Genomic DNA, 13,057 nt, shown 5'->3' on the forward strand with positions numbered 1-13,057 from the left:
GCATGAATGGCTGAGGAAAGCGATCTCGAAAAAACGGAACCTGCCTCTGCGCGGCGCCTGGAGAAGGCGCGCGAAGAAGGCAACGTCGCCCGGTCCCGCGAGCTGACCACGCTGGTCATGCTGGGCACCGCCATTGGCGGCCTGTGGTTCTCGGCGGCGTCGCTCGGCGGCACCATGGAACATGCGCTGCGCAAGGGCCTGCGCTTCGAACGCGACTCGGCGTTCGATCCGTCGCAGATGATGGTCCAGGCCGGTTCGATGGTGCTGCACGCGCTCATGGCGATTGCACCGCTGTTCGTGATGATGGTGGTGGCCGCGGTGGTCGCGCCGATGATGCTCGGCGGCTGGCTGTTCTCGGGCAAGGCGGTGTCGCCGGACTTCGGCAAGCTCAACCCGGTCGCCGGCATCGCGCGGATGTTCTCGGCGCAATCGCTCGTCGAACTCGTCAAGGCGCTGTCGAAGTCGGCGCTGATCGGCGGCGTCGCCTGGCTGGTGATCGCACGCGATCTCGACGGCGTGATGCAGCTCATGACGCTGCCGGTGAGCGCCGCGATTCCGCAGACCATCATGATCGTCGCGCGCGACTGTGCGCTGATCGCTGCCGCGCTGCTGGTGGTGGCGATGATCGACGTCCCCTGGCAGCTCTTCAGCTACTACCGCAAGCTGCGCATGTCGCGCGAGGACCTGCGCCAGGAGCACAAGGAAAGCGAAGGCGATCCGCAGATCAAGGCGCAGATCCGTCGCCAGCAGCAGGCGATCGCACGTCGCCGGATGATGTCCGAGGTGCCGAAGGCCGACATCGTCGTCACGAACCCGACGCACTTCGCGGTGGCCCTCAAGTACGTCGACGGCGACATGCGCGCTCCGCGCGTGGTCGCCAAGGGCACCGACCTGATCGCACAGCGCATCCGCGAACTCGCGGTGGCGCACAAGGTGGCGGTGCTCGAGGCGCCGCCGCTCACGCGGGCGCTCTACAAGCACGCGCGGCTGGGTGACGAGATCCCGTCCGGCCTCTACACCGCGGTCGCCGAAGTGCTCGCCTGGGTCTACCAGCTCAAACGCTGGAAGAACGAGGGCATCGGCGATGCGCCACGCACACCAACCGACCTGCCGATTCCCGAGGCGCTCGCCTACACACCGAAGACCGCATGAATTCCATGGCCAGCTTGATGCGTCTACCGACGCAAATGTTCTCCGGCAACCAGTTCAAGGGGCTGGCGGGGCCGATCCTCATCATCCTCATCCTGAGCATGATGGTGCTGCCGCTGCCGCCCTTCCTGCTCGACCTGCTGTTCACCTTCAACATCGCGATGTCGGTGATGGTGCTGCTGGTGAGCATGTACACGATGAAGGCGCTGGATTTCGCGGCCTTCCCGGCGGTGCTGCTGTTCTCGACGCTGCTGCGCCTGTCGCTCAACGTCGCATCCACGCGCGTGGTGCTGATGCACGGTCATACCGGGCCCGACGCGGCGGGCAAGGTGATCGAGGCCTTCGGGCACTTCCTCGTGGGCGGCAACTTCGCGGTCGGCGTGATGGTGTTCATCATCCTCGTGATCATCAACTTCATGGTGATCACCAAGGGCGCGGGCCGGATCGCCGAGGTCGGCGCGCGCTTCATGCTCGACGCGATGCCCGGCAAGCAGATGGCGATCGACGCCGACCTCAACGCGGGCCTCATCGGCGAGGACGTCGCCCGCAAGCGCCGCACGGAAGTCGCGCAGGAGGCCGACTTCTACGGCTCGATGGACGGTGCCAGCAAGTTCGTGCGCGGCGACGCGGTTGCCGGCCTCATGATCATGGTCATCAACATCATCGGCGGCCTGGTGGTCGGCGTGGTGCAGCATGGACTGGACTTCTCGACCGCCGGCACGACCTACACGCTGCTGGCGATCGGCGACGGCCTGGTCGCGCAGATCCCGGCGCTGGTGATCTCGACCGCGGCCGGCGTGATCGTGTCGCGCGTGACGACCGAAGAAGACGTGGGCCGCCAGCTCACCGGGCAGCTGTTCTCGAACCCGCAGGTGCTGTTCCTCACGGCCGGCATCATCGGCCTGATGGGGATGATCCCCGGCATGCCGAACCTGGCCTTCCTGCTGATCGCGGGGGCGCTGGCCTGGGGCGGCCGTGCGCTGTTGCGCCGCAAGCCGCGCGCCGCGGCGGCGCAGGCCACGGCCACGCAGGTGTCGCAGGTGCCGGCGGCTGAGGCGACCGAAGCCAGCTGGGACGATGTCGCGATGGTCGACCCGCTCGGCATGGAAGTCGGCTACCGCCTGATCCCGCTGGTGGACCAGTCGCAGCAGGGCGAGCTGCTGGGCCGCATCAAGAGCATCCGCAAGAAGATCGCGCAGGAGATCGGCTTCCTGGTGCCGGTGGTGCACATCCGCGACAACCTGGAGATCAAGCCCAACAGCTACGTCATCAGCCTCAAGGGCGTGGAGATCGGCCGCGGCGAAGCCTTCCCGAACCAGTGGATGGCGATCAACCCGGGGCAGGTCACCGGCAGTCTGCCCGGCACGCCGACGACGGACCCGGCCTTCGGCCTGCCGGCGGTGTGGATCGACGGCAGCCTGCGCCAGCAGGCGCAGATCTACGGCTACACCGTGGTCGATGCGTGCACCGTGATGGCGACGCACCTGAACCACCTGATCCAGACGCACGCGGCGGAACTGCTCGGCCGGCAGGAAGTGCAGCAGCTGCTCGACCAGATCACCAAGACCGAGCCGAAGCTCACCGAAGACCTCGTGCCCAAGGTCGTGTCGCTCAGCACGCTGCACAAGGTGCTGCAGAACCTGCTCGACGAGGAAGTCTCGATCCGCGACATGCGCACCATCCTCGACGTCATTGCCGAGCATGCGCCCACGACCAAGGATGCGACCGAGCTCACGTCGATGGTGCGCCTCGCACTGGGCCGGGCGATCACGCAGCAGCTGTTCCCGGGCGATGCCGAACTGCACGTGATCGGCCTCGATGCGTCGCTCGATGCCGTCCTGCAGCAGGCCATGACCAGCAGCAGCGGCATCGAACCCGGCCTTGCCGACAACCTGCTGCGCCAGACGCAGGCGGCCATCACGCGGCAGGAGCAGATCGGCCTGGCGCCGGTGCTCGTGGTGCAGCACTCGCTGCGCGTGCTGCTCGCGCGCTTCCTGCGGCGCAGCCTGCCTCAACTGAAGGTGCTCTCCCACGCGGAGATCCCTGACACCCGCAACATCAAGATCACCGCCACCATTGGAGGAAGAGCGTGAGTATCCCGACAGACGTGCGGACCACGGCCCGCAGATTCTTTGCCGCAACCAGCCGCGAGGCGCTGCGCCTGGTGCGCGAGGCCCTCGGCGCGGAGGCCATCGTCCTCAGCAACCGCGCATCGGCCGAAGGGGTCGAGATCGTGGCCATGCTGGAGAGCGATGTCACGCAGGCGCTGCAGAGCGCCGCGCCGATGGAGCCGGTGAGCGCGCCTGCGCCGGTCGTGCCGGCTCGGGTCGTCGCGCCCGCGGTGGCTGCCGAGCCCCCGGCGCCCGTTGCACCTGTCGCCGCCGCCATTCCGGCGCCGGCACCGGTCGTTGCGGCCCCCGCGGCTCAGGCGAGGCCCGAGCCGCAACCCGCCGCGGCGCAAACCGACGTGGTGCTGAGCGAACTCCACTCGATGCGCGGCATGATCGAGGAACAGCTCGCCAGCGTCGTGTGGAACGACAAGCAGCGACAGGACCCGGTGCGCGGCCGCCTGCTGCGCACGCTGCTCGGCGCAGGCTTCAGCGCGCGTCTTTCGAAGGCGCTGCTCGAAAAGCTGCCCACCGGCCAGACCTACGCACAGGGCATGGCCTTCGCGCGCTCGGAGCTGATCCGCGCGCTGCCGGTGCATGAGGACGAGGACGCGCTGCTGTCGCAGGGTGGCGTCTATGCGCTCATGGGGCCGACCGGCGTCGGCAAGACGACGACCACCGCGAAGCTCGCCGCGCGCTGCGTGATGCGCTTCGGCGCCGACAAGCTCGCGCTGGTGACCACCGACAGCTACCGGATCGGCGCCTACGAGCAATTGCGCATCTACGGCCAGATCCTCGACGTGCCGGTGTACGGCGTGAAGGACGCGGCTGACCTGCACCTGGTGCTGCAGGACCTGCGCGACAAGCACATGGTGCTGATCGACACCGTCGGCATGAGCCAGCGCGATCGCGCGGTGTCGGACCAGATCGCGATGCTGTGCAGCACCCACCGGCCGGTGAAGCGGCTGCTGCTGCTCAACGCGACCAGCCACGGCGACACGCTCAACGAAGTGGTCCATGCCTATCGCCATGGCGGCGGCAACGAGCTCGCGGGCTGCATCTTCACGAAGATGGACGAGTCCACGCACCCGGGCGCGCTGATCGACACCGTGATCCGCCACCGCCTGCCGGTGCACTACATCTCCAGCGGGCAGAAGGTGCCCGAGAACCTGATGCCCGCCGATCGCGCGCAGCTGGTGGACAGCGTCTTCCAGCCGCGGCGCCACAACGCGCTGTTCGTGCCGAGCGAAGTCGAGATGCAGGACGAGCCGGCGGGCACCGCGCCGTCCGCGCAAGTGGTGCAGGCGCAGGCCGAGACCGACCGTCTGCGCACGCAGTACCAGAACCTCATCCGCGCGATGGCGCACGACGCGCAGGAACTCGCGACCGCCGCCGGCGCGCTCGCCGGAGCGCAGATCGGCTTCGAAGCGGCGCGGCGGTTCTGGCGCCATGCGGGCGACGAAGGTATCAGCCAGAAAGCGGTGCAGGACGACCTGATGGTGCACGCCCGCAGCGAGATCGCCGTGGGTTGCGACAGCCATGTGCTCGCGTTGTCGGGGCAGGTGAGCCTGCGCTCGAACGCCGGGGACGATGTCTACGAGTGCCAGAGCAGCCTGCTCCTGTCCGACCGCAGCGGGCAGCCGCTGTCGGCGCCGAACCAGTGGCTGTCCACCGCGGCGACGCGCGGCAGCGATGCGCGCCGCAAGCCGGGCGCGCGCCAGGTGCAGTGGCTGCGCCAGCAAGTTCTGGGCAAGCCGGTGGTGCACCTGCTGCCGAGGTTGCCTGCAGTCGAACTGATGGCCGAGTGGCAGTCGCAGAACCAGCAATGGCTGGCCCGCGTGCCCGGCTCCACCAGCGTGATTGAGCTGCGTACCGGCGAGTCGAGCGCGCTGGCGCGCATCGACGCCGAATTCAGCGAGCCGGTGCCGACCGTCTTCAAGGGCAAGCCGGCGATGCAATGCGAGGCCCACGCGATGGTCCAGCTGCGCGTCAGTGCCGACAAGCCCGCGCTGCCGCCGCTGCGCGGCGTGGTGCGGCGCGTGCTCGATGAGCGGGGCCAGAAGATCCTCGCGCAGACCTGCCTGCTGTCGAACGTGGACATGCGCGTCACTGCGCGCCAGCTCGCGCAGTGGCAGGCCTGGGCAGCCGACGCGGAGCCGTGCTTCCGCCTCATCCGCCAGGGCCTGCAACTTGCGGGCGGCATGGGCGAGCTGGGCGATCCGGACATGCTCAAGCGTCTGCTGATCGCGGGCCAGGTGACCACCACCGCGTGGCGCCTGCTGCACGCCAGGGGCGAGTGGGCGGACCGTGCGCGCGTGCTGCTCAACGAGTTGACGGGGCGCCCCGCCAAGTCGACCCGGCCGCTCACCGGCAACGCGCTGTACCTGGGCGTGAGCAAGCTCTTCGTGTTGCTGGAAGCGCTAGGCACCGAGTCGACCGCGCCGATGCAGCCGCAACTGCGCGCCATGGAAAAGCAGGCTTGAGGAGCATCGCATGAGCAAGCTGGTTGCGGATCAGGCGGACGGACTGCGCCGCCTCCTGGCGAACACGCCGACGCGCGTCATCGCGATCGCGGGCATGAGCCGCGGCGACGGCGGGACCACCACCGCGATGAATCTCGCGGCGGCGCTGGTGCATCAGGGCAAGGACGTCTCGCTGATCGACGAGCAGGATCCGGATCGCGCCTCGGCCGGAGCGGCATGGGGCGTCGATGTGCCGGGCAGGGCGGCCGAATGCGGCGTGGAAGTGCTGCCGTCGCCGCATCCGTCGATCGATCCGAGGACGCTTCGCCGCAGTGGCGTGGTGCTGATCGATGCCGCACTCGACGACGAAGGCCGGCTGTCGCCGCTCGCGCAGCGTGCGGACGAACTGGTGCTGGTGCTGCAGCCGAGCGCCGCGTCGATCACGGCGGCCTATGCGGGCATCAAGCGCCTGCACTACGCGCACGGCCTGATGCAGATCCGCTTCCTGGTCAACCGCGCATCGGGCATCGAAGAGGCGCAGAAGATCATGAGCAACCTCGCCAACACCGGCAGCCGCTATCTCGCGGTGTCGCTGGAGCCGGCGGGCTGGGTTCATGCCGATGCGCACCATGCCGATGCCCGGCGTCTCGGCCGTACGGTGGTGGAAGCGTTTCCGGCGAGCCCGGCCGCGGTGGACTTCCGCCGCATCGCCGCCGACGTGCTGCGCTGGCCATGGCGCACACCCGCACGCACGGTGCGGTCGAACGACCATGCCATGAACGACAGCCGCATCGCGATGTCTGCGCCGCGCGCACTCCACATGCCGAGCGCCGCCGTCGCCTGAATCAGATCAACCCGAACAACGCAACAAGGACCGCACGTGTACACCGCCCAGGGAACCATCGAGAAGTCCCATCTGCTGGAGCAGCATCAGCCGCTGGTGCGCCGCATCGCGCTGCAGATGATCGCCAAGCTCCCCGCCAGCGTCGAACTCGACGATCTGATCCAGGCCGGCATGATCGGCCTGCTGGATGCGTCGAGCCGCTACCAGGACAACAAGGGTGCGCAGTTCGAGACCTTCGTGAGCCAGCGCATTCGCGGCGCGATGCTCGACGAGCTGCGCTCCAGCGACTGGGGCTCGCGCGGCCTGCGCCAGTCGGCCCGCAGTGTGGAGAAGGCCATCCAGGTGCTCGAGCATCGCCTGGGCCGTTCGCCCACCGAGGGCGAGATCGCCAAGGAGCTGAAGATGGAGCTGGAGGCCTACCAGTCCCTCCTGCAGGAGATCCAGGGCTGCCAGCTTCTGTACGTGGAGGACTTCGCAAAGGGCGAGGCCGAGAACCCGTTCATCGACCTGCATGCACAGGACGCGCGACGCAGCCAGCGCAGCAGCGACGACCCGCTGGAGCAGTTGCTCGAAAGCGGCTTTCGCCATCAGCTGGTGGAAGCGATCCAGCAACTGCCCGAGCGCGACCAGCTGCTGCTGAACCTGTACTACGAGGAGGAGCTGAACCTGCGCGAGATCGGCGCGATCCTCGAAGTGAGCCAGAGCCGCGTGTGCCAGCTTCACAGCCAGGCGATCAGCCGGCTGCGGGCCCGTCTGAAAGAGCTGCTGTAGAAGGCCGCGGCATCAGGCCGCGACCCGGCCGGGCGCCCGGCGCGCCCATCCTTGCGGCAGATCGCGCAGCACGGCCTGGGCGTCGAGCGAGCGGATCGCCACCGAGGTGTCGCCCGGTATGCGGCCTTGGGCCACCAGGGCCTCGTAGCGCAGCGCGCTCACCCGCAGGAAGGACGCGAAATTGCCGACCTCCCCGCGCGCGGCGACCAGTTCGTCGTACAGCTTCTCGATCAGCTGCACCACGCCCATGTCGTCGCGGGCGGCGATTTCTTCCAGCACCTGCCAGAAGAGGTTCTCGAGCCGGATGCTCGTGACCACGCCATGCAGCCTGACCGAGCGCGTCCGGCTGTCGTAGCTCTGGGGATCGGCGCTGATGAACACTTCGCACATGGGTCTTCTCCTGTTTCCCCTGACATGGCGGGCGACGCGGGTCATGACTGTAGCGCCGCCGCCGCATCGCCGCCGGGTCAGGTCTCGATGCGCGTGCCGAGCACCTTGAGAAACTGCCCGATCCACGCCGGATGCGCCGGCCAGGCCGGCGCGGTGACGAGGTTGCGGTCGGTCACTGCCTGGTCGACCGCAATGCCCATGTACTCGGCGCCGGCCAGCTCCACTTCCACCTGGCAGGCCGGATAGGCGGACACCTTGCGGCCCTTGAGCAGCCCGGTCGCCGCCAGCAACTGGGCACCGTGGCAGACGGCGGCCAGCGGCTTGTCGGCCGCCAGGAAATGGCGCGCGATCTCGACCACGCGCGTGTTCATCCGGAGGTATTCCGGCGCACGGCCGCCCGGGATCACGAGGGCGTCATAGGCCTCGGGGCGCACGTCGGCGAAGGTGGCGTTGAGCGTGAAGCGGTGTCCCGGCTTCTCGCTGTAGGTCTGTGCGCCCTCGAAATCGTGAATGGCGGTGTGCACCCAGTCGCCGGCCTTCTTGTCCGGCGCGACCGCGTGGACCGTGTGGCCCACCGCCAGCAGGGCCTGGAACGGCACCATGGTTTCATAGTCCTCCGCGTAGTCTCCGCAGAGCATCAGGATCTTGCGTGTCATCGGTGTCTCCTTCAAGGGGTGGCGAATCGGGCCGGACCTCGTTCCGGCGCGCCCATTGTTCTGAAGGCAAGGCGGGAGGTGGTAGCAGTCGGTTGTGACGCCGGCGCAAAGAGCCGCGACGCGGTGCGGCTCGCCTATCATGCCGCCGGAGTGTCAACCAACGTCCGGAGGGATACCGAGATGAGGAGAACCACCATGGCATGGGGCGCGCTGTGCGCGGCCGGCGTTGCGTCAGCGCAGACCAGCGCGGTCCAGAGCGTGAGCGGCGGCAGCAGCGTCACGCTCTTCGGCATCGCCGACGTGGCCTACGGCTACGGCACCGGCAGCATCGCGAGCAAGTCCCAGCTCTACAGCGGCGGCAACACCGCATCGCGGCTCGGGTTTCGCGGCGTCGAGGATCTCGGCGGCGGGATGGCTGCAGGGTTCTGGCTGGAAGCGGGCCTGAACATCGACGACGGCTCCACCGGATCCACGAACACCAACAACCAGTCGAATGGCTCGGTCGGTGGATTCAACTTCAACCGCCGCGCGACGGTGAGCCTGATGGACTTCTGGGGCGAGATGCGCGCGGGCCGCGACAACACGGCGCACTACCGCAACCGGACCGACGTCGACCCCTTCAGCAACAACGGCGCCGGCACCAGCCAGCCGCAGGCCGGATCGATCGGCGGGCCCACGTCCACGCGCGCGTCGAACATCATTGCTTACTACCTCCCGCCCGATCTCGGCGGCTTCTTCGGCGAAGTGCAGTACTACTTCGGCGAGAACGGATCGCCTTCGCCGATCGAGAACGACGGCACCGGCTACAGCGGGCGCGTCGGCTATGCGGCCGGACCGTTCGCGATCGCCCTCGCGGCGGGCAGGACGAAGTTCGCGCGCACCACCAGCAACGGCGACATCGACTCGGCCAACCTCGGCGTCTCGTGGGACTTCAAGGTCGTGAAGGTCATGGGCGGCTACTACCGCGACAAGGTGGACAAGGCCGCGGAGCTCACCGCAACGGGCTACCTGATCGGGGCGGTCGTGCCGGTCGGTTTCGACCAGATCAAGGTCTCGTGGTCCACCTACGGCACCGATGCAACGGGCGATCCGACTGCGCGCAAGTGGGCGTTCGGCTACGTCTACAACTTCTCGAAGCGCACTGCCGTCTACGCCACCTACGCGCGCGTGAGCAACAGCGGCGGATCGGCGACTGCGGTGAACGGCAGCCTGACCGATCCGAATCGCAGCTCGAGCGGCTACGACCTGGGCATGAAGCTCAGCTTTTGATCAGGCGCGCAGGAAGCGCTCCGCCAGCAGCACCCAATACGCGGAGCCGACGGCGACGTTGGCGTCGTTGAAGTCGTAGCCCGGGTTGTGGACCATGCAGGCGCCATGGCCGTCGCCGCCGCCGTCGCCGTTGCCGATCAGCACATAGCATCCCGGGACCTTTTCGAGCATGAACGCGAAGTCCTCGCTGCCCGACAGGGGCTGTCCCTGGAGCGTGACGCGATCGGCGCCGACCAGCTCGATCGCCACCTCGCGCGCGAAGGCGGTTTCCTCCGGCGTGTTGACCAGCACCGCGTAGCCGGGCCGCCAGTCGACCTTCGCCTGCACGTCGAAACTCTCGGCTTGCGACTGGATCACCGACTTGATGCGTCGCTCGAGCGTGCTGCGCACCTCGCGATCGAGAGCGCGCACGCTGAGTTCGAGCGTCGCCGTCTGCGGGATCACGTTGTTGGCCTTGCCTGAATGAATCGCACCGACCGTGACCACCGCCATCTGCAGCGGATCGATGTTGCGCGACACGATGGTCTGCAGCGCCATCACGATGCTCGAGGCCGCGACGATCGGGTCGGCGGTGCGATGCGGCAGTGCGCCGTGCCCGCCGATGCCGGTGAGCGTGACCGTGGCGTAGTCCGACGAGGCCATCGCCGGGCCTTCGCGCAGCACGAGGCGGCCCTGCGGCATGCCGGGCATGTTGTGCATCGCGAAGACCGCGTCGCATGGATATCTGTCGAAGAGGCCGTCTTCCATCATGCGCAGCGCACCGCCGCCGCCTTCTTCGGCCGGCTGGAAGATGAGGTTCAGCGTGCCGTCGAAGCGGCCGCGATGGGCCAGGTGGTGCGCGGCGGCGAGCAGCATCGCGGTATGGCCGTCGTGCCCGCAGGCGTGCATCACGCCGGCATGGCGGCTCGAATAGGCGAGGCCGGTGGCTTCGTCGATCGGCAGGGCATCCATGTCGGCGCGGATGCCGAGGCGCCGCTTGCTGCTGCCGCGGACCATGCGTGCGACGACGCCGGTGCCGCCGAGTCCGCGTTCGACCTCGTAGCCCCACGCCGCGAGCTTCTCGGCCACCAGCGAGGATGTGCGGTGCTCGTCGAAGGCGAGTTCGGGGTGCTGGTGGATGTCCCGGCGCAGGCCGATGAATTCGTCGGCATGCAGGTGCAGTTGATCGAGCAGGGAGCTGGTCATGGGGTTCCTTACTGCGGCTGCAGATTGATGGTCTTGGCGATCGCCCGGTAGCGGGCGGTTTCGGCTTCGTAGAACTTCGCGGCTTCCGCCAGCGACATCTGGGGCGAGGCGAGCTGGGTCTGCACCGCCAGCTGCGAGCGCACCGCCGGATCCTTCAGCGTCGCGCCGATGGCCTTGTGCAGGCGCTGCACGACCTCTTCCGGCGTGTTCTTCGGCACCATGAAGCCGCTCCAGATCTTGTAGGAGAAGTCCTTGAGCTCCTTGCCTTCGCTCACCGTCGGCACGTCCTTGAGCAGCTCGGAGCGCTGCTCGCCGAGCTGGCCGATGACCTTGAGGCGGCCCTGGTCGGCCATCGCGCCCATCGCCGCGCTGTAGACCAGCACCGCGAAGTCGACCTGGCCGCCGCCGATGTCGGTCAAGAGCGGCGCGTTGCCTTTGTACGGTGCGTGGATCATCTGCGTGCCGGTGCGGTGCTGCACGTCTTCCATGATCAGGTGATAGAGCGAGCCGACGCCGACGCTGCCGTAGGTGAGCGGCTTGTCCTTGGACTTGCGCGCGAGCGCGATCAGCTCGTCGACGCTGTTGGCCGGCAGGTCCTTGCGCGCGACGAAGACCATCACCGCGTCCGTCATCGGGTGGACCAGCCGGAAGTCCTCGGCCTTGAGCTTGACCGCAGCGTTGGCCAGCGGCGCGAGGATCACTTCATTGGGCGAGCCCTGGAAGAGGTAGTAGCCATCGGCCGGCGCCGAGAGCACCTTCTGCGCTGCGATCGCGCCGGCGGCGCCGCCGAGGTTCTCGACGATCACCGGCTGCCCCAGTTCCTTGCCGAGCGGGGTGGTGAAGATGCGCGCCGCGGCGTCGGACGGCCCGCCCGCGGGGTAGGGCACCATCAGATTGACCGTCTTGGTGGGATAGCCCTGCGCGAACACGGCGCCTGCCGCTGCCAGGAGCAGACCGGCGATTGAACGCTGGAAGAACTGTTTCATGTGACTCCTGGGTGCGCTGGCGTGAGCGTCTGCGTGTGTTGGATGACGATGGCGTGACCAAAAATCGGACCGCGCTCGCATCGTAGGAGTGAGTCATGAGAACATCCAATGCATTGTTGTGCGAAATAGCATGAGTTCAATGCATACATCGAAGCGAGGTTTTCCATGACGCTGGTCCAGTTGCGGCATCTGATTTCGCTGGCGGAGAGCGGCTCGTTCAGCAAGTCCGCGCAGGGCCTCTACATCACGCAGCCGGCGCTCAGCCGGAGCATTCGCGCGCTGGAGGACGAACTTGGCATGTTGCTGTTCGACCGCGTCGGCCGGCGGATCGAGCTGACCGCCTTCGGCCGCGAGGTGGTGGAGCGGGCGAAGCAGCTCGTGTTCGAGGCGGGCGAACTGCGCGACAGCGGCCGCCGCATGCGCGAAGGCCGGGGCGGCGTGCTGCGCATCGGCATGGGCTCGGGCCCCGGCGCGATGCTGATGACGCCGCTGCTCATGCGCATGGCGACCCTGCATCCGAAAGTGCGGGTGGTCATCGCGCGCGGCGGGACCGACATGCTGACGCAGTCGTTGCGAGACCGGCTGCTGGATGCGCTGGTGGTCGATGCACGGTCGCTCAAGCCTGCGGACGATCTGCTCGTCAGCGAGCTCTGCGAGATGCGCGGCGTCTTCATGTGCCGGCGCGGGCATCCGCTGACGCGGTTGCGCAAGGGCGTGACTTTCGAGGTGGTGCAGCGCTATCCGATCGCTTCGACGCCGCTGAGCGACGAAGTTGCGCGCGGGCTGATCGAGACCTATGGCCCCGAGGCGCACCCCGAGCGGTGCGTGACCGTGCAATGCGAAGAGGTCGCGAGCCTGGTCGACGTGGCCCGCAGGAGCGACGCGGTGCTACTGGCCATTCGCGCCGCCGCGCCGGACCTGGTCGAACTGAAGATGACCCCGCCGATCGACCGTGTCGCCCGCTTCGGCCTGGTGACCCTGCGCCGCCGCACCGAGGCGCCGGGCTTGTCGATCGTGAGGGAATTGATGCAGGAACTGATGCACGACTGAACCGGCGGAGCGGGCGAGATCACCTTTTGGGTGATCTCGCCGTTCTCTTCTTGGCGTGTGACAGTCTGATTTCGAGAGATCTTCACCGGATCGGCGAAGAAGCTGAACTTTATCGGTCCCGCTTGACGCGGGACATCAGACTGTTCCTAAAAAAGAAAAAGGTCCTGTTGCCTTTGACTGCAACAGG

Annotated in this window: 11 protein-coding genes; 7 read left to right on the forward strand and 4 right to left on the reverse strand. The window is 67.7% G+C overall.

Annotation, left to right across the window (positions count from 1 at the left end; translation table 11 throughout):
• Positions 1-6: 6 nt before the first annotated feature.
• The 5 genes from flhB to BLW05_RS06685 are packed head-to-tail and all read left to right on the forward strand — an operon-like array spanning position 7 to position 7,334.
• Positions 7-1,152, forward strand: a complete 1,146-nt coding sequence (gene flhB / locus BLW05_RS06665) for a flagellar biosynthesis protein FlhB (protein WP_093161261.1) — start codon at positions 7-9, stop codon at positions 1,150-1,152.
• Entirely contained in the window at positions 1,149-3,242 is a 2,094-nt protein-coding gene (gene flhA / locus BLW05_RS06670; RefSeq protein WP_093161263.1) for a flagellar biosynthesis protein FlhA, read from the forward strand. Before flhB ends, flhA begins: the two co-directional genes overlap by 4 nt.
• Positions 3,239-5,740, forward strand: coding sequence for a flagellar biosynthesis GTPase FlhF (gene flhF, locus BLW05_RS06675; RefSeq protein ID WP_093161264.1), 2,502 nt, complete (start codon positions 3,239-3,241; stop codon positions 5,738-5,740). Before flhA ends, flhF begins: the two co-directional genes overlap by 4 nt.
• A gap of 10 nt (positions 5,741-5,750) precedes the next feature.
• On the forward strand, positions 5,751-6,563 hold the full coding sequence (locus tag BLW05_RS06680; RefSeq protein WP_143044782.1) for a nucleotide-binding protein: 813 nt from the start codon (positions 5,751-5,753) through the stop codon (positions 6,561-6,563).
• A gap of 36 nt (positions 6,564-6,599) precedes the next feature.
• Positions 6,600-7,334, forward strand: a complete 735-nt coding sequence (locus BLW05_RS06685; RefSeq protein WP_093161265.1) for an RNA polymerase sigma factor FliA — start codon at positions 6,600-6,602, stop codon at positions 7,332-7,334.
• 12 nt (positions 7,335-7,346) lie between these two features.
• Here the strand turns inward: BLW05_RS06685 and BLW05_RS06690 are convergent, their stop codons facing one another.
• Together BLW05_RS06690 and BLW05_RS06695 are read right to left on the reverse strand one after the other, a co-directional pair.
• Positions 7,347-7,724, reverse strand: coding sequence for a ribbon-helix-helix domain-containing protein (locus BLW05_RS06690; RefSeq protein ID WP_093161266.1), 378 nt, complete (start codon positions 7,722-7,724; stop codon positions 7,347-7,349).
• A 77-nt stretch (positions 7,725-7,801) separates the two neighbouring features.
• Positions 7,802-8,380, reverse strand: coding sequence for a DJ-1/PfpI family protein (locus BLW05_RS06695; protein ID WP_093161267.1), 579 nt, complete (start codon positions 8,378-8,380; stop codon positions 7,802-7,804).
• Between the two features lie 180 nt (positions 8,381-8,560).
• On the opposite strand from BLW05_RS06695, the gene BLW05_RS06700 reads away from it, so the two are divergent.
• Complete coding sequence (locus BLW05_RS06700; RefSeq protein WP_093161269.1) at positions 8,561-9,649, forward strand: porin; 1,089 nt, start codon at positions 8,561-8,563, stop codon at positions 9,647-9,649.
• Here the strand turns inward: BLW05_RS06700 and BLW05_RS06705 are convergent, their stop codons facing one another.
• Together BLW05_RS06705 and BLW05_RS06710 are read right to left on the reverse strand one after the other, a co-directional pair.
• Entirely contained in the window at positions 9,650-10,834 is a 1,185-nt protein-coding gene (locus BLW05_RS06705; RefSeq protein WP_093161270.1) for a M20 aminoacylase family protein, read from the reverse strand.
• 8 nt (positions 10,835-10,842) lie between these two features.
• Positions 10,843-11,820, reverse strand: coding sequence for a tripartite tricarboxylate transporter substrate binding protein (locus BLW05_RS06710; RefSeq protein ID WP_093161272.1), 978 nt, complete (start codon positions 11,818-11,820; stop codon positions 10,843-10,845).
• A gap of 165 nt (positions 11,821-11,985) precedes the next feature.
• Here BLW05_RS06710 and BLW05_RS06715 point away from each other — a divergent pair, with 165 nt between their 5' ends.
• The gene (locus BLW05_RS06715; protein WP_093161274.1) at positions 11,986-12,870 is read left to right on the forward strand and encodes a LysR family transcriptional regulator; all 885 of its coding nucleotides are present in this window, start codon (positions 11,986-11,988) and stop codon (positions 12,868-12,870) included.
• Positions 12,871-13,057: the final 187 nt, after the last annotated feature.

It is taken from the genome of Variovorax sp. YR216 (assembly GCF_900107745.1).
Classification (GTDB): Bacteria; Pseudomonadota; Gammaproteobacteria; order Burkholderiales; family Burkholderiaceae_C; genus Variovorax.